Origin of the sequence: Sorangium sp. So ce1335 (assembly GCF_051521615.1) — a bacterium.
GTDB lineage: Bacteria > Myxococcota_A > Polyangia > Polyangiales > Polyangiaceae > Sorangium.
In genome coordinates this window covers 6,239,037-6,256,513 of sequence record NZ_CP150363.1, presented here as the reverse complement: position 1 = coordinate 6,256,513, position 17,477 = coordinate 6,239,037, and the positions used below count along the sequence as shown (strand labels likewise).

Here is a 17,477-nt window from a genome sequence, read left to right as displayed (position 1 = left end):
ACTCCGCAGCGCCCTCGAAAGCCCAAGGACGCCCTTGTTGATGTAATTTACAACACCAGGAGGGCTTCTGGTGCCCTCCGGGGAGACCTTCCGTCGCGCTCCCGAAGCTTCCGTCGCGGCCCGGAAGCCTTCCGGCGCCACCGAAATGGCCGGGATTTCGCGCCCCGAGGCGCGGGCGTCCGGAATTTGCGCCCCCGGCTCCGCCAGCGAGCCCCTCAACTTCCCGTGAAAATCGCGCTCCATGCCGCGACGCAAGCTTCGGGACGGCGACGGAAGCCTTCGCCGCGGCGGAGGAAACCCTCGCGGGGACCGAGGCGAGCTTCCCTCCTTCCAGGAGGTCGGTTAGCCTGCCGTGCGCTGCCCGGACAACGCAGGATCGCGCCTGGTCGCCGGACCCTCCTCTGGACCGCCACGTGACCGACGTCCCTTCCCTCCCGCCGTCCGCCGATTCGACCTCTCCCGAGCGCGCCGACGCCACCCCGGGCGAAGCGGGACAGCACGCGTTCGACGCCTTCATCTCCTATAGCTGGGACGACAAGCCGATCGCCCGCGCGCTCTACCAGCGGCTGGTCGACGCCGGCCTCCGCGTCTGGATCGACGACCAGCAGATCCCGATCGGCGCCAACATCACCGCAGCGATCGAGAGAGGCCTCGAGAGCAGCCGGCACCTCATCGTCCTCGTCTCGCGCCCCTCGCTCGGCTCCGGCTGGGCCACGGTGGAGCGCCACGTGGCGCTCTTCTCCGACCCCGACGCGCGCCACGGCGTGATCCTGCCCATCCTGCTCGAGGACATCGACCCGCTCCCGCCAGCGCTGCGCATCCGTCGCTGGGTCCGATTGCATGGCGAGGAAGGCCTCGACGCGCTCGTCCCCGAGCTCCTGGCCGCGATCCGCGGCCAGCCGAGCGCCCCGGCGCCCGCGGCCGCCGTCACAAAGCCTTCGCCGAAAGCGACCGCCGCGTCCCCGCAGCCCGCGCCGGAGCCGCGGAGCAAGCGCGCGCTCCTCTGGACCGCCCGCGCGCTGGCCGCGACGTCGGCCCTCGCGCCACTCGCGCACTCCATCCACCCTGACCCGATCACCCGGCAGTGCGCCTCGCTCGCCGCGCCCGCGGTCCTGGCGGCAACCATTGGGATCGAGCTCACCTTCCACCATTATCGACTCGCCGTCGCGGAGCTCGCGGCGCTGACGCTGGTGCTGGTCTACGCAGCGCGCATGCCGGAGCCCCCGTCTCCGCCAAAGCCGGCGTCCGAGCTGTCGAGCTCCTCTGCGCCGCTCGTGCCCTCCCGTCCCGATGGGGGCGGCCCCGCTGCCGGTACAAGACTCGCTGCCGCTGCGCGGGGGGCGGGCGCGCCAGATCCTCCGCCAACGCCAGGACCGGCGCCATCACGCGCCAAGGGCACCGGAGCTTCCGCCGCGGCCGCCCATGCGGGCGGGAGCGTCGATCCTGCGACGCTCGCGACCTCCGGGGCAGCGAGCTGCCGTGGCCAGTCCTGCACGCTTGACCTCGCGGGTCGCTCCCTGCCGACGAGCACGACCCGCGCTTGCCTGGCGCCCGCCAGCCCGCAACCCGAGCTCGCAGGCCATCAAGCCACGTGCCGTATCGACGGTGCTGGCCCCGGCTGCATTCGCGATGACCGCGTGGCCACCGTGCCGTTGAAGGCTCCCATCCGCTGGTCGCTCTGCTCCCCATGATCTCGCGCGTACGAACGAGCTCGCACCTCGTGATACCTGCGCGGCTCTCTGCGCTCCTCGCGCTTGCGCTCCACATCTCATGCGCGGGAGCGTCCCCTGGTTCCACGACGCCCTCGAACCGTCCCGCGCCGCCACCTTCCGTACCGGAGTCCGCACTGATCTCCGCCGAGCCGCGCCTCCGCGCGCGCGGCGACCTCCTCTTCCTCGCGGCGCCGCCAGACCGATACAAGCGCGGAGAGATCCTGTACGTGCTCGACCCCCAGCCCCTGTACGAGCGCACGCGCCTGCGCATTGGCCTCGTGCAGGTCGTCTCTCCCAGCGACAACACCGTGACGTGGTATTGCCGTCCCAGAAGCCCTGTCGGCAAGGCGCTCGCCGGAGAGGGCCTGCCCGTCGCGGATTTCAAGCCCGACACGCGACTCCGCGCGGGCAAGTGCTGGGGCGGCTATGACGCGCCAGGGGGCACGGCCCAGGCGGGCACGACCGTCGACCTGTCGCTCAACCTGGGCCCTGGCGACGGCGTTCGTCCGCACGATCTTTACGAGGTGCTCGGCGAGCCCGTCGTCGATAAGGACGGCCGCGCCGTGGTCGGGTTCGAGCCGATCGGGAACTGCACGGTGCTGCCGTTCGAGGGCACGACGCTGACCTCGCTGTGCCGCATCGACCGCGCGGTCTCGCCGAAGTTCGACGCGAGGGCGATGGCGCGCCCCGGCTTCGTGCGGCTCCTCCAGGAGGCGCCGCCGGAGGCCCCGTAAGCGGATCGAGAGCGCGCGCTCAGGACCGGAAGCCCCTGTGCCCTCACGCGCTCGCCGGCTGCTCAGCTTGACCGCATCGGCCGACGATCCCGGAGCGATCGCGCCCCCGCATTCCGCTCACCGCGCATTCCACCGCCTCCTCCCCCGGGGCGCCGACGCGTGCATCTTGGCGTCTGTTTGGACGCCGTTGCGGCTATAGTGCGCCGATGGAGGTCGGGCCATGAAGCCGGATGCGCCCGCATCGGCCGCAGACATCCCACGGATAGGCGACGTCTTCGCGCAGAGATACCGCCTCGAGCGCAGCCTGGGCCGAGGCTCCATGGGCGCCGTCTTCGCCGCGGAGCACGTCTCGCTGCGCCAGCGCGTCGCGGTCAAGTTCCTCCTCCCCAAGGCCAAGGACTTCCCGGGCGCGAGCGCGCGCTTCCTGCGCGAGGCGCGCGCCGCCGCGGCGATCCGGAGCGAGCACGTCGCGCGCGTCATCGACGTGGGCACCGCCGAGATCGGGCTCCCGTTCCTCGTCATGGAGTACCTGCGCGGCCGCGACCTCCAGCAGGTGCTCGACGCGCGCGGACCGCTGCCCGTCTCCGAGGCGGTCGACTACGTGCTCCAGAGCTGCGAGGCCGTCGCCGAGGCGCACGCGCGCGGCATCGTCCACCGCGACCTGAAGCCCGGAAACCTCTTCCTCACGAGCGGCCCGAGCGGCGTCCCGCTCGTCAAGGTGCTCGACTTCGGCCTCTCGAAGTCGGCCGACGACGCCGCCGAGCAGGACGGCAAGCTCACCGCGTCCGAGATGATGCTCGGCTCCCCCTGCTACATGTCGCCCGAGCAGGTCCGCTGCACGAAGGACGTCGACGCCCGCACCGACGTCTGGTCGCTCGGGGTCATCCTCTACCAGCTCCTCACGGCGCGCTTCCCCTTCGAGGCGCCCTCCATCTCGGCGCTCTTCGTGGCCATCGCCACCGAGCCGGCCACGCCGCCGCGGGTGCACCGGTGGGAGCTGCCCGTCCACCTCGAGGACGTCATCCTGCGCTGCCTCGAGAAGGACGTGCAGCGGCGCATCCAGAGCGTCGTGGAGCTCTCGCGCGCGCTCGCCCCCTATGGCACGGAGCACTCCGCGCGCGCGCTCGACCAGATCGAGGCGATCGCCGCGGGCAAGGCCTTCCCGTCGCTGCCGCCCCCGACGCCGCCCTACGACGCCGCCGCGGTCACCGTCCCCGCCGACGCGCTGGCCCTGAAGGGCGCCTCGTCGACCTGGGCGCGCCCGGGCGCCGACGATGCGCCCGACGGGAGGGCCAGCCGCCGCGCCACGACGGTCGCCCCCCACGGAGGCGACCACGTGACGACCCTGCCCAGCCCGGGCACGGCGATCGAGCACCTCCACGGCCGCGACGCCGCGCCGGGCGAGCGCGCCTCCGTGCCGGTGTCCAGCGACGAGGGCCCCACGCTGACGATCGCGCGGGAGGACGGCCCCACGTTGACGATGGCGCGGGAGGACGGCCCCACGCTGACGATGGCGCGAGAGGACGGCCCCACGCTGACCATGGAGCGCGGCGAGGACGGCCCCACGCTGACCATGGAGCGCGGCGAGGACGGCCCCACGCTGCCGCTGATGTACAGGCTGCTCGCGGCGCACCAGCAGCCGTCCGAGGACGAGGAGGCCGCGGGGAGCGTGCCCGTCGTCACGGAGCGCGGCCTCGGGCAGCAGAGCTCCATCATGCTGCGCAAGCGCCGCCGCGCGGCCGCGCGGATCGCCGCTGGCGCCCTCCTGACCGCCGCTGTCGCGCTCGGGGCGACGCTCTGGGCGCGCCGCGCAGAGAAGCCGCCGGGCGTCGTCCTGCGGCCCGGCCCGGCCTCGCAGCCGCCGGCCCAGGCCTCGTCGCCCGCGCCCGCCGGTCCAGCCGATCCCGCGCCGGGCCCCTCGGCGGCCGCCGCCGTGGACCCCGGGCGCGCAGCGGTCCCGGGTGCGCCGGTGCTGCCTCCCGGTTCTGCTGGGGCCGACCTGCACGCCGCGTCGCCCGGCGATCCCGCCACGCAGTCCGGGCACGCCGCGGCGCCTGATCACCGGCCGTACGGCCCGGCGAACAGGCGGGGGTGGCCCAGGCCGGCCACCTCGGCGCGCCCGGCCATCCCGCCGGCCGACAGCTCCTCCCGCGCCCCCACGGGGCCGGCGTCCCCCGATCTGACGCCCGCCATCCGCGGCGACAGGTAGCCTCGCGCCTCGCGCGGCCTCGCGCGGCTCGTCCCCGCGACACCGGCGAGCGTCGCCCGCCGGCAAATTCTTGCCGGCCGACAGGAGACAGCCCGGCAAGAATTTGTCGAGCCGCGGCGGCCCGCGCTGCCGCTCCCTCACCGGGTAACGCGCCCCCACCGCTGAAAGAGCGGGAGTCGCGCCCACCCGGCGCGCGGGAGAGGCGCGTTGTCGCAGGTGGTCCGCGACGTGCCATTGGCTCAAGCAGAGCTCAAGCAGAGCTCAAGCAGAGCTCAAGCAGAGCTCGAACAAGCACGACGGGCCCGCTGGAACGCCCTGCCCACAGGCGTTTCGAGCGATGGGGACTCGAGCTCTCGCGGGCCCGTCATCAACGTCAAACCGTCCCTCTCCGTACAACAGGAGCATCAGCGAACAAGAGCCTCTCTCTCACTGCCGCCCTCGCCCTCGACGTGCTCGAGGCCACAAGCAGGAACCGCGCCAGGGCCGCGGAGCGCTCCAGATCCTGGTGCGGACGCTCTCCTACCGGATGAAGGTGCTCGGCATCGAGCGGCTGGCAGGCTAGGCGGAGGGGGATGGCGAAGAAGAAGCTCTCGGCGCGCGCCGCACGGCGCGCGGGCGATCGCGAGGCGGAGAAGCTCACCCGCGACCTCGAGCGCCTCGCGCTCCTCGATCCGGGCCACACCCCCGGGCGGGCGATCGCGCTCGACGCGGCCTCTCAGGTCGAGGTCGCCGCGCGATCGATCCCGTGCCCGCGCTGCCGCGGCGCCCTGCGCGTGGAGGACCACACGGCCGAGACGATCGAGGGCGCCCGGCTCCGGGTCGCGAAGGTCGTCTGCGCCGTGTGCGGCGCCGGCCGGCGGCTCTATTTCCGGCTCGGCGGCGCCGCCCTCAACTGAGCGGCCCGCGCGAGGCGCCGCCGCCCGGCGGCTCTCCCCGCGCGAGGCGCCGCCGCCCGGCGGCCCTCCCCGCGCGAGGCGCCGCCGCCCGGCGGCCCTCCCCGCGCGAGGCGCCGCCGCCCGGCGGCCCTCCCCGCGCGAGGCGCCGCCGCCCGGCGGCCCTCCCCGCGCGAGGCGCCGCCGCCCGGCCGAGCCGCGAGGCGCCGCCGCCGGCCGAGCCGCGAGGCGCCGCGCTCCCCGTCCGTTCCCCGTCAGTACCGCGGGACGCTCTCGTCGATGTGGATCGACCACGCGTCGATGCCGCCCTGGAGCGACGCGACGCGCTCGTGGCCGAGCTTCTCGAGGATCGCGGCGGCCGAGAGGCTCCGGACGCCGTGGTGGCAGTACGCGACGACGAGCGCCCCCTCCCCGGGCGCGACCTCGTCCGCGCGCTCCGTGAGCTCGCTCAGCGGGATCAGCGTGCTGCCCGGCAGCGCGGCGATCTCGTGCTCGCCGGGCGTGCGCACGTCGAGGAGGTACACGGGCTCTCCCGTCTTCATCTTCTGAAAGAGCTCTTTCACGGATATCTGCTGGACCATGGCCTGCGCGTGACCTCACCCGCGACGACGCGGTAAAGACCTCTCCCTATCCAAAGATCCCCCGAGGAACAACCGCCTCTCACGCCGCCGTCCGCCCCCGGACGAGCGCGGCGATGACGCCCACGAGCTCCGCCGGATCCAGCGGCTTGGCCACGTGCGCCTGGTACCCCGCGCCGAGCGCCCGCGCCCGGTCCTCGGTCCGCGCCAGCGCGCTCAGCGCCACGGCCAGCGTCGACCCGCCGCGCTCCGCGCCGAGCGCCCGCACCCGCCGCATGAGCTGGAACCCGTCCTCGCCCGGCATCCCGAGGTCGCTCACGAGCACGTCGGGCCGCTCCCGCCCGAGCGCGGCCATCGCCTCGGCCGCTGACCCCGCCGTCGTGACGCTCGCCCCGCACTCCTCCAGGACGCGCTGCGCCACCTCGCGCGCGTCGGGCTGGTCGTCGACGACCAGCACCCGCACGCCGGTGAGCTCCGCGCCCGGGTAGTCGGACAGCGTGTCGGCCCGCGCCGCGCCGGGACGCTCCGAGTCGCCGGACGCGTCCAGCGAGACGCCGGCGAGCGGCAGCCTCACGGTGAACGCCGCCCCCTGGCCCACGCCCGCGCTCGCGGCCTCCACCGCGCCGCCGTGCATCTCGACGAGGTGCTTCACGATCGAGAGCCCGATGCCGAGCCCGCCGTACTGCCGCGTCGACGACGCGTCCGCCTGCCGGAAGCGCTCGAACAGGTGGGGGAGGAACTGCGGGGCGATGCCCGCGCCCGTGTCGGCCACCGTCACCTCCGCGAACGCGCCAGCGCGCCGCAGCGCGATGTCGATCCGCCCGCCCGACGGCGTGAACTTCACCGCGTTCGACAGGAGGTTCCAGACGACCTGCTGGATGCGGGCCGGGTCGCCCCGCAGCGCGGCCGCCTCGGGGTCGACGCTCGAGGCGACCGTGATCCCCTTGGCCTCGGCCGCCAGCTTGATCGACTCGATCGCGCTCTGGATGACCACCGGCAGGTCGAACGAAAGGACGTCGAGCCGCATCTTGCCGGAGACGATCCGGCTCATGTCGAGCAGCTCCGACACCATGTCGGACTGGAGCCGCGCGTTTCGCTCGATGACCTCGAGCCCCCGCGCGAGCGCCTGCGGATCGTCCGCCCGGCTCCGCAGGATGCGCGCCCAGCCGAGGATGGCGTTGATGGGCGAGCGCAGCTCGTGCGAGAGGGTCGCCACGAAGTCGTCCTTGACCCGGCTCACGCGCTCGGCCTCGTCGCGGGCGGCGCGCTCGCTCTCGAGGAGCTTCTGCCGCTCTTCATCGGCCAGCCGCTCCGCGGTGACGTCCTCGGTGATCCCGATGAACGACTCCACCTCACCGTCGGGGCCGAATTCGGGGATGATCCGGGCGCGGTACCTGCGCTCGCCGATGCCGAACTCGAACCGCTGCGGCTTGCCCGTGGCGCGCGCTTCGCGGCACGCGGCCTCGCCCGCCTCGCACACATCGAACGGGAGCCCGTTCTCGCGGGGCCTCTTGCCGAGGTAGTGCTCCGGCGGGAACCCCATGACCATCGTCGAGGTGGGCGACATGAACGTGCAGCGCAGCTCGGGATCCATGCGGTAGATCGCGTCGGGCGAGTTCGCCATCAGCGACGCGAGCTGCCGCTCGCTCCGGCGGAGCTCGGCCTCCAGGCGCTCGCGCTCCTCGATGGTCCGCTGCGCCTCGTCGAGCGCGGCGCGCAGCCGGCGCTCGCTCTCGCGCAGCGCCTCCTCCGTGCGCTTGAGGCGGCTGATGTCCAGGCACAGGCCCACCCAGAGGGAGCACTCGCCCCGCTCGTCACGGACCGGCACGGCCCGGTTGAGGGCGTGGTGGACGGCCCCGTCGGTGTCGATGTACCGGACCTCTACCTCGAGCGGCTCACCCCTCCGCACGGCCTGGTCGAACAGCGCGATCTTGGGCCGGTCGTCGGGGTGGACCGAGGCCATCCACCCGAACCCCGCGCACTGCTCCTGGGTCAGCCCCGTCATCCGGAGGTACGCCTCGCTGGCGTAGACGTTCCGGCCTTCGCGATCGCTGACCCAGATGCCATGATCGATGGAGTCTCCGATGGCGTGGAAGATCCGCTCGCCTTGCCGGAAGGCATCCTCGGCGTGCCGGAGCGCCGTCATGTCGAGCGCCAGCACGTAGCCGCCGTCCTCGAAGCGCCCGGCGGGCAGCAGGCAGCCGCTCATCAGCATCCTGATCCGCCTGCCGTCGGGCCGCACATACGTCCGCTCGAAGGGCGTGAACGTCGATTTGCTCGACAGGAGCTCCGCGAGGGCGCGGTCGTCGGCGGGGCGCTCGTCCGGCAGCACCCCGGAATCCCAGCGGACATGGCCGGCCGCGAGCTCCTCCCGGGTGCGGCCCACGAGCCGCAGATACGCGTCGTTCGCCTCGACGATCCGCCCGTCGGGCATCCAGAACGCCATCGGGGCCATGTTGCTGTAGAAGAGCCTCCGCAGCCTGGCCTCGCTCTCCGCCAGCGCCCGCTCCGCCGCGAGCGCCCGCTCCTCCGCGCGGCCCCGGTCGGTGATGTCCTCGACGAACAGAACCACGCGGACGGGCTGCTCCCGGACGTCGCGGACGAGGACGCCGGTCAGCTGGAGCCGGCGGACGCTGCCGTCCTTGCAGCGGCAGCGCATCTCGAAGGTGATCTCGTCCGCGCCGGCCTCGCTCAGGGAGCGCCAGGCGGCCGTCGCGCCGGTGCGGTCCTCCGGCAGCGCCAGGTCCGGCAGCCTCCTCTGCACCAGCTCGCACTCGGAGTAGCCAAGCAGCCGGCAGAGCGCGCCGTTGACGCGCACGAAACGCCCGCTCGACGCGTCGATCTGCGCGCTCCCCCTACCTGACGCGCGCATCGCCCAGGCCGGCTCTCCAGCGGTCTCCCCCATCCCTGTCCGTCCCGGTATTCCGGTCGCCAGCCCGTCCACGTATCCCCCAGGACGTGTCCGCGCGGCACCCCCCTCGTTCGTCCGGCCACGCTATCACGATCGCGTGACGGTGCGGGCACCATGGCGGCCCGCCCGGGGCCCCCGCGCGGCGCGCGGCTCGCCCTGAAATCCGTCCCGTCCGGAGCCGCGCTGGCCCTGCCGTCCGGCCGGGACATCGAGGAGTTTGCTTGCATTTTTGACCGGAACCAGGCTTGTGCAGGGGGCGCCCTGGTACGGGCGTCCTGAAGCCGCCATGGACCTCGCCGCCGCTCCCCTCTACGCCCGCCTCCCGCCGTCGCCCCACGACTTCACCGCCGACGACCTCCTGAACGGCTTCCTCGACTACGTGGCCGAGCGGGGACTCGAGCTCTACCCGGCGCAGGAGGAGGCGATCCTCGAGATCTTCGGCGGCAAGAACGTCATCCTCAACACCCCGACAGGCTCGGGCAAATCGCTCGTGGCGGCGGCCATGCACTTCAAGGCGATGGCCGAGGGGATGAAGTCGTATTACACGTGCCCGATCAAGGCGCTCGTCAGCGAGAAGTTCTTCGCGCTCTGCAACGACTTCGGGCCCGAGAACGTGGGGATGTTGACGGGCGACGCGTCCGTGAACCGCGACGCGCCGATCATCTGCTGCACCGCGGAGATCCTCGCGAACATCGCGCTCCGCGAGGGCGAGAAGGCGCTCTGCGACTACGTGATCATGGACGAGTTCCATTACTACTCGGACCGCGATCGCGGCGCGGCGTGGCAGATCCCGCTGCTCACGCTGCCCCAGGCGCGCTTCCTGCTGATGAGCGCCACGCTCGGAGGCACCGAGTTCTTCCAGGAGGAGATCACGAAGCTCACCGGCGAGCAGACCGCCGTGATCAAGTCGGGCGTGCGCCCGGTGCCGCTCGACTACGAGTACCGCGAGACGCCGCTCCACGAGACCGTCGCGACCCTGGCGAAGAGCGGCAAGGCGCCGATCTACATCGTGAGCTTCACCCAGCGGGCCTGCGCCGAGGAGGCGCAGAACCTGATGAGCCAGGACTACTGCACCAAGGAGGAGAAGCGCGCGATCACCGCGGCGCTCGCAGGGGTGAAATTTTCCAGCCCCTACGGCCGCGAGGTGCAGCGGTTCCTCAAGCACGGCATCGGGCTCCACCACGCGGGGCTGCTCCCGAAGTACCGGCTGCTCGTCGAGAAGCTGGCGCAGCAGGGGCACCTCAAGATCATCTGCGGCACGGACACGCTGGGGGTCGGGGTCAACATCCCGATCCGGACGGTGCTGTTCACGAAGCTCTGCAAGTTCGACGGCGAGAAGACGGCGATCCTGAGCGTGCGCGATTTCCAGCAGATCAGCGGCCGCGCGGGGCGGAAGGGGTTCGACACGCAGGGGAGCGTCGTGGCGCAGGCGCCGGAGCACGTCATCGAGAACATGCGGCTCGAGGCGAAGGCGGGGAACGACCCGGCCAAGCGGCGGAAGATCGTCAAGAAGAAGCCGCCGGAGAAGGGCTATGTGCACTGGGACCGGCAGACGTTCGAGCGGCTCATCCAGTCGCCGCCCGAGCCGCTCGTGTCGCGGTTCCAGGTCACGCACGGCATGCTCGTCAACGTGCTCGGGCGCGAGGAGGGCGGGTGTCTGGCGCTGAAGCGGCTCATCCGCAGCACCCACGACCGGCCCGCGGTCCGGCGCCAGCACGGCAGGACAGCGATGCTCCTGTTCCGCTCCCTCGTGGAGGCGCGCATCATCGAGTTCGTCCCGAGGGAGGATGGACCGGGCAAGCGCATCCGCATCAACGCGGATCTCCAGGAGGATTTCTCGCTGAACCACGCGCTCTCGCTCTACGTGCTCGAGACGGTGGACAAGCTGGATCCCGAGAGCGGCACGTACCCGCTCGATCTGCTGACGCTGGTCGAGTCGATCCTCGAGAACCCCGATCTCATCCTGCAAAAGCAGCTCGATCGGCTGAAGACCGAGAAGCTCGCGGAGCTCAAGGCGGCCGGCGTGGAGTACGAGCAGCGGATGGAGGAGCTCGAGAAGCTCGACTATCCGAAGCCGAACGCGGAGTTCATCTACGGCACGTTCAACGACTACGCGCGGCGGCACCCGTGGGTGGGGCAGGAGAACATCCGGCCGAAGGGCGTCGCGCGCGAGATGTACGAGCAGTACCTGTCGTTCAGCGAGTACATCCGGGAGTACAACCTGGAGCGGGCCGAGGGGCTTTTGCTCAGGTACGTCTCCGAGGTGTACAAGGCGCTCGTCCAGACGGTGCCCGACTACGCGAAGGACGCCGACACGAGCGACATGATCGCCTATTTCCGGGCGCTCATCCGCGGCGTCGACTCGAGCCTGCTCGACGAGTGGGAGAAGCTGCGCGACCCGTCGTACCAGCCGCGCGCGGCGGCCCCCGGCGGCGCCGTGGAGCCGGGCGCGTTCGACATCACGCGCAACGCGAAGGACTTCACGGTGCTCGTCCGCAACGAGCTGTTCTTCTTCCTGCGCGCGCTGGCCCGCCGCGACTACGAGGTGGCCGCCGAGATGGTGGAGGGCGACGAGGCCCCCTGGACAGCGGATCGGCTGGAGGAGGCGCTCCGCGGCTTCTACGCGGAGCACGCGGCGATCCGCACCGACCCGGCGGCGCGGAGCCCGAGCAACACGATCATCCACCCGGCCGAGGACGGGGGCTCGTGGGTGGTGGAGCAGATCATCGCCGATCCGGACGACGACAACGACTGGATGCTCGACTGCAAGGTGGACCTCGATCGCTCCCGCGGAGCGGGCCGGCCGGTCATCGTGCTGCGGCGGATCGCGAGCTGACCTCTCGCGGGGGCGGGGACGCCGCGGGACGAGGGGAGCCGCCATCACAGCGCGCCAGCGTTTGACATCCCCGTCGCATCGGGAGAGATCGCGGCCATGCGAACTCCGCGGCGCTCCGCGACCTGGTGGTCGCTCCCCGTCCTCCTGGCCGCCGCCTGCGCCCCGCCGGCCGGCTCGTCCCCGCCGCAGATAGCCGCGCCGGCGAAGGCCTCCCCCGCCGGGGGCGACGCGGCGGCGAAGCAGGGCGGCGGGCCGGAGAAGACGCGCATCGCCGGGCCGGAGGCGAGCCGCGTCACGTACGCGCACCTCGGCCGGCAGCCGCCGCTCGGCGCGAAGCTGCCAAGGGCGATCCAGCACGCGCCCGACGGCAAGCTCGTCACCTTCCTCCAGCGGCAGCCCGACAGCCCGGAGCAGGCGCTCTTCGCCTTCGACACGGCGTCGCGCGAGGTGCGGCAGCTCGTCGCCTCCAGCGACCTGCTGAAGGAGACGAGGCCGCTCTCGCGCGAGGAGGAGCTCCGGCGCGAGCGACAGCGCATGTTCTCGAGGGGGATCACGGCGTACGCGTGGGCCAGGCGGGCGCCGGTCCTGCTCATCCCGTTCGGCGGCGATCTCTTCCTGCGCGACGCGGGGGGCGCCATCGTGCGGCTCACCGACACGCCCGAGCCGGAGATCGACCCCAAGGTGTGCGGCGGCGGCGAGCGCGTCGTGTTCGTCCGCGGGCGCGAGCTGTTCATGATCGACGTCGCCTCGCGCCGCGAGACAGCGCTGACCCGGGGGGCGCCGGAAGGGGTCTCGCGCGGGCAGAGCGACTTCAACGGTCAGGAGGAGTTCGAGGAGCCGAGCGGGTTCTGGATCTCCCCCGGCTGCGACAAGGTGGCTTACCTCGAGGTCGACGAGCGGGACGTCGCCGAGGTGCCGATCTTCGGCGTCCGGGAGGGCCGGGAAGACCTCATGATGCAGCGATACCCGCGCGTCGGCGGCAAGAACCCCCGCGTCAAGGCGGGGATCGTCGACCTCGCGACGAGGCGGACGCGCTGGATCCAGTGGAAGGGCGGCGAGCAGGAGCGCTACCTCGGCCGGTTCGCGTGGGCGCCGGACGGCAAGGCGCTCTGGTTCCAGACGATCTCGCGCGACCAGCAGCGCCTCGCGCTGCTCCGCGCCGACGCGCGCTCGGGCGAGGCCGCGGAGATCGTCGCCGAGACGTCGCCGACCTGGGTCGATTTCGGTCACATGCGCTTGCTGGAGCGCTCGCCGAGGTTCCTCTGGGCGACGGCGGCGAGCGGCCACACGCACATCACCCTGCGCGACGCGGGCTCGGGCGCGGAGCTCGCGAAGCTCACCGCGGGCGACTGGGACGTCACCTCGCTGGAGCCGCCGGACGAGGAGCGCGGCGAGGCGCGCTTCGTGGCCACAAAGGACGGGCCCACCGAGCGGCACCTCTACGCGGTGCCGCTCGAGGGCGGGGAGGTGAAGCGGTTGACGTCGGACCCGGGGGTGCACTTCGTCGCCGTGGCGCCGAAGGGGCCGGGGTACGTGGACGTCCACTCGGGCCTGGGGCGCCCGTGGAAAGGCGCGGTGCGGGGCGCCGGCAACGCGGAGCTGGGCGCGCTGCCGGTGCCTGTCGATCCGGAGCTCGCCGACCTCGGGCTTCGCGCGCCCGAGATCGTGAAGGTGCGCGCCGAGAGCGGCGACACGCTGTACGGCGCCCTGCTCGCGCCGCGGACGATCGAGCCCGGCCGCCGCTACCCGGTCGTCGTGATGGTGTACGGCGGGCCCGGCGTCCAGACGGTCTTCAACGCGTGGTCGCCGCTCCTGCTCTGGAATCACCTCGCGGACCGCGGGGTCGTGGTCTTCCAGCTCGACAACCGCGGATCGGCGAACCGCGGGCGCGCGTTCGAGGCGCCGATTCACGGGCGGCTTGGCGAGGTCGAGCTCGTCGACCAGATCGCGGGCCTCGAGTTCCTGAAGACGCTGCCGTACGTCGACGCGGGTCGCGTCGGCATCCACGGCCTCAGCTACGGCGGCACGATGGTCCTTCACGCGCTGCTCAGGGCGCCGGATCGGTTCCACGTGGGCGTCGCGGGGTCGCCGGGGAGCGACTTCAGGCTGTACGACACGGGCTACACGGAGCGGTACATGGGGCTCCTCGGCACGGCGGCCGCGCGGTACGAGGCGGCCGACGTGACGAAGCACGCGGCCAACCTGCGCGGCAAGCTGCTCGTCATGCACGGGCTCATGGATGAGAACGTGCATATCGCGCACACGGCCAAGGTGATCGAGGCGCTCATGGCCGCCGACAAGCGGTTCGACATGGTCGTGTTCCCGGGCGAGCGGCACGGCTACCGGTCGCCGGTGGCGAGCCGGTTCGCGACCCGCGAGGTCGTGGAGTACCTGGCCGAGCACCTCTGATCGCCGCGCCGGCCCGCTCGCGGGCCCCCGAGCGCGCCGACGCGCGCGCCGACGTTGCTGGGCGCCGCCGCGCGCCCAGCGCGCTGGCCGCGCGCGCAGGGCCGCTTGCCCCCGCGGCGCGCCGGCCTGCGAATCGCATCTGCCCCGGTCGGAGGGCATCCATGCAGAAGCTTGCACAGATGAACAAGGACAAGGCCATCGACCTGCTCAACGAGCGGCTGACGTACGAGCGCGCGAGCGTCAGGCTCTATGACTCCATCGTGGAGAAGGTCGGCCGCTCGGCCGATCCGAGCTTGATGAACCTGCTCGGCCAGCTCCGGCAGTTCCGCGACCAGGAGAAGGAGCACGAGGAGTGGCTAGAGGCGCAGATCCGGAGCCTCGGCGGGGACGCACACGCCGAGACCGAGATGTCGCGGCTCATCGCGATCGAGTCGCAGGGCATCCGGCAGGTGGTGCTCGACGGCGACCAGAACCCGGCCCACCTCTTTCACGCGCTGCTCACCGCGGAGCTCGTCGACGACGCCGGCTGGCAGCTCCTTCTCGAGCTCGCCGACGAGGCGGACGACGACGAGGCGAGGGCGTCGTTCAGAAGGCGCCTGCACGAGGAGGAGGAGCACCTGATCCTCACGCGCCAGGTCGTCGAGCGGCTCACGCGCACGGAGCTGCTCGGATCGCCCGCCGAGGCCGTCGCGGCAGCGAACCCGACGTGACCGAGGCCGGGGGGCGCCGTCGGCGCCGGGGCGCCGCCGTCAGCCCCGGCGCGCGGCCTTTCGGGGTTTCGCGGCGGGCGTCCTGGCCGGCTTCGCCGGCGCGGCGGCCGGCCTCCGGGTGGCCCACAGCTTCTGGATCTGGGCGGTCGCGTCCGGCGTCTTGTACCCCGTGTCGCCGTTGTCGATCGCGACCTTGCCGATGCGCCGCGCGGCCGTGAGCGCCGCGCCGCGCAGCGGCTCGTTCCGCGCGCCGATGCCGATGAGCGCGCTGTTCATCGCCTCGCGGGCGCGGTTCTTCGCCCTGTGGATCGACGCCTCGATCGCCGAGAGCCGATCCTCGAACACGCTGTCCGGCAGCGACGGCTCCTCGGCCGCGAGCGCGCCGACGAGGGTCCAGCCCGCGCGGCCGATCCACTCGTCGTCCGAGGCCGTCCAGCGCTCCATCGCCTCGCGGGCGAACGGGGTCTTCAGCGCGATGTGCTTCACGAACAGGTCGATGAGGAGCGGAGAGCGCAGGCCGTCGAGCCACGCGTCGAGCGTGCCCTGGGTGAAGCGCGCCGGATCGGCGATCGCCGCCGCCAGCGTCCGCGCGTCGGCGTTGCCCGTTGCCCAGAGCGCCTCGGCGAGGCCGTGGTCGCGCTTGATCCGCTTCGCGAGCGCGTTCACGTGGGCGAAGCTCACGCCGAAGAGCGGCTCGGTCGCGCCGTGGCGCAGGTACACCCTCCGGTTCTGCTCGGTGCCGAGCCGCTCGAGCTCGCTCATCACCTCGGTGAAATCCATGGCTCTCACCTAACCATCCTGCCCATTACGCGCTCGCCCCAGATCTTTTCACGCGAAGGTCGCGCGTTGCCCACGGCGCGGCGGAAGAGCAGGCCCGCGCCTCGGAAGCGCAGGCGCGCTCGGCGGAGGAAGAGGCGAAGCTGCTCGCGGCGCGGCTGGCCGAGTACGAGCAGCGGTTCGGCAAGCTGCCAGGCGGCGCCTCCAGCTGGCGCGCGTCGCGCTGTCCACGCTCAGCCGGTCGCGCCGGCGCTCACCACTTCGGCCGCGGCGACGAGCGCCCCGCGCGCTGGCCCACGGTGATCCCGTTCCCGCTGCCCGCGCCGAGCAGCGCCCGGCGCACCAGGGCGCCCCGCTCCTCGGCCGCCCGGACCTTCTCCTCGAAGTGGGCCATCACATGGAGCTGATTCCGCTCCGCCGCGCGCTGCGCCATCCGGCGCGCCAGCGCCGCGGTGTCCTCGATCGTGCGGAGCGCGACCCAGAGCGCCGCCTCGAGCGCCTCGGCCTGCTCGTTCTCCAGCCCCTCCGGGGTGTATCGATGGCCGACCTTGCACCGGAAGCTCAGGATCTCGCCATCGCCGCTGCGGGTCAGGTTGCCTCCGCAGTCCGGGCACGTGAATTCAACCTCTGGCGCCTCCACCTTTTCCCCCACAAGTCCGCGCGGCGACTCCGCCGCCGCGGGCGCCTCTCCTGTCCTCTGATGCACCAGGTCGGCGAGCAGCGGTGGGAGGCGCGCCAGGGGAACGCAGTGATCCACCGGCACGTTGTCGAGCGCGCTCTGCGGCATCTCCGGGAACAGGGCGTCGCTCGGATCCTGGACCACGGCGATGCCGCCGCGGCGCTTGATCTCCAGCAGGCCGGCCGTGCCGCAGTCGCGCATGCCGGAGAGCACCACGCCGATCACCCGCGCGCCGTGCGCCTCGGCCGCGCTCCGGAACAGCGGGTCCACCGCCGGCCTGTGGCCGTTCTCCTTCGCGGTGCGCGTCACGCGCACGACGCCCTCGTCGACGATCAAGTGGTTGTCGACAGGCGCGATGTAGATGCGCCCGCGCTCGATCGGCTCGCCGTCGACCGCGGTCCCCACGCGCATCCGGGTCGTCCGCTCCAGGATCTGCGGGAGCACGCTCCGGGCTGTCGGCGGCAAGTGCAGGACCACGAACAGCGACGCCGGCAGGTCCGAGGGCAGGCCCCCGATGAGCGCGATCAGCACCTCCACGCCGCCCGCCGAAGCCCCGATCGTGATGATGTCGTGTCCTGGCACAGGTCGCCTCGCGGTGAGATGCAGTGGAGAGAGGGAAGGCGCCGCCTGGCGGCGCCGATCACGCGGCCGTGCGGACGACGCGCTCCATCGTGGAGAGCAGCACGGCCATGCTCGCCGGCTTCTGGATGACCGCCGCCGCCGAGAGCTTCTCCGCCGCGTTGCGGAGGTCGTCCGGCATGCGCGCCGAGAAGATCACGATGGGCGGCCTCTCCGACACCTCCTGGAGCCGCTCGATCAGCTCCGGCGTCGTCGCCCCCCTCACGGTCAGATCGAGAAGGGCCGCCCCGAAGCGCCTCGACGTCATCGCGGCGATCGTCTGGTCCGCCGTGCGGGCCAGCTCGACCTCGTAGTTGGCCATCGCGAGCATCTCCAGGAGCATATCGCTCGAATCTCGATCGTCCTCGATCACGAGGATCTTCGCCCTTGTCCCCATGATGTCCTGTCTCA

At 72.4% G+C, this 17,477-nt stretch carries 12 protein-coding genes; 7 read left to right on the top strand and 5 right to left on the bottom strand.

From position 1 onward, the window contains the following. The first annotated feature begins 413 nt into the window (after positions 1–413). The 4 genes from WMF24_RS23095 to WMF24_RS23080 all read left to right on the top strand — a co-directional run bounded on the left by WMF24_RS23095 (position 414) and on the right by WMF24_RS23080 (position 5,551). A complete protein-coding gene (locus WMF24_RS23095) occupies positions 414–1,691 on the top strand; it encodes a toll/interleukin-1 receptor domain-containing protein (protein WP_437738602.1) in 1,278 nt (425 codons plus the stop codon). Positions 1,692–1,939: 248 nt separating this feature from the next. Beyond that, on the top strand, positions 1,940–2,446 hold the full coding sequence (locus WMF24_RS23090; protein ID WP_437738601.1) for a hypothetical protein: 507 nt from the start codon (positions 1,940–1,942) through the stop codon (positions 2,444–2,446). Positions 2,447–2,666: 220 nt separating this feature from the next. After that, positions 2,667–4,655, top strand: coding sequence for a protein kinase domain-containing protein (locus tag WMF24_RS23085; protein WP_437738600.1), 1,989 nt, complete (start codon positions 2,667–2,669; stop codon positions 4,653–4,655). A 572-nt stretch (positions 4,656–5,227) separates the two neighbouring features. Beyond that, positions 5,228–5,551 carry a hypothetical protein gene (locus WMF24_RS23080; protein ID WP_437738599.1) on the top strand — a complete coding sequence of 108 codons (324 nt, stop codon included), beginning with the start codon at positions 5,228–5,230 and terminating at the stop codon, positions 5,549–5,551. A gap of 251 nt (positions 5,552–5,802) precedes the next feature. On the opposite strand, the gene WMF24_RS23075 is transcribed toward WMF24_RS23080, so the two are convergent. Together WMF24_RS23075 and WMF24_RS23070 are read right to left on the bottom strand one after the other, a co-directional pair. Beyond that, entirely contained in the window at positions 5,803–6,111 is a 309-nt protein-coding gene (locus tag WMF24_RS23075; RefSeq protein ID WP_437738598.1) for a rhodanese-like domain-containing protein, read from the bottom strand. 97 nt (positions 6,112–6,208) lie between these two features. Further along, on the bottom strand, positions 6,209–9,031 hold the full coding sequence (locus WMF24_RS23070; RefSeq protein WP_437738597.1) for a hybrid sensor histidine kinase/response regulator: 2,823 nt from the start codon (positions 9,029–9,031) through the stop codon (positions 6,209–6,211). Positions 9,032–9,323: 292 nt separating this feature from the next. Here WMF24_RS23070 and WMF24_RS23065 point away from each other — a divergent pair, with 292 nt between their 5' ends. The 3 genes from WMF24_RS23065 to WMF24_RS23055 all read left to right on the top strand — a co-directional run bounded on the left by WMF24_RS23065 (position 9,324) and on the right by WMF24_RS23055 (position 14,992). After that, positions 9,324–11,873, top strand: coding sequence for a DEAD/DEAH box helicase (locus WMF24_RS23065; protein WP_437738596.1), 2,550 nt, complete (start codon positions 9,324–9,326; stop codon positions 11,871–11,873). A gap of 96 nt (positions 11,874–11,969) precedes the next feature. Beyond that, positions 11,970–14,282 (top strand): DPP IV N-terminal domain-containing protein, encoded by a 2,313-nt coding sequence (locus WMF24_RS23060; RefSeq protein WP_437738595.1) that lies wholly within the window; start codon positions 11,970–11,972, stop codon positions 14,280–14,282. Positions 14,283–14,443: 161 nt separating this feature from the next. Then, entirely contained in the window at positions 14,444–14,992 is a 549-nt protein-coding gene (locus tag WMF24_RS23055) for a hypothetical protein (protein WP_437738594.1), read from the top strand. A 39-nt stretch (positions 14,993–15,031) separates the two neighbouring features. Here the strand turns inward: WMF24_RS23055 and WMF24_RS23050 are convergent, their stop codons facing one another. From WMF24_RS23050 to WMF24_RS23040, 3 genes are all read right to left on the bottom strand, one after another. Beyond that, positions 15,032–15,772: a DNA alkylation repair protein gene (locus WMF24_RS23050; protein ID WP_437738593.1), complete on the bottom strand. Its 741-nt coding sequence runs from the start codon at positions 15,770–15,772 to the stop codon at positions 15,032–15,034. Between the two features lie 250 nt (positions 15,773–16,022). Next, the gene (locus WMF24_RS23045) at positions 16,023–17,030 is read right to left on the bottom strand and encodes a chemotaxis protein CheB (RefSeq protein ID WP_437738592.1); all 1,008 of its coding nucleotides are present in this window, start codon (positions 17,028–17,030) and stop codon (positions 16,023–16,025) included. Between the two features lie 58 nt (positions 17,031–17,088). Continuing rightward, the gene (locus WMF24_RS23040) at positions 17,089–17,463 is read right to left on the bottom strand and encodes a response regulator (protein WP_437738591.1); all 375 of its coding nucleotides are present in this window, start codon (positions 17,461–17,463) and stop codon (positions 17,089–17,091) included. Positions 17,464–17,477 lie beyond the last annotated feature (14 nt).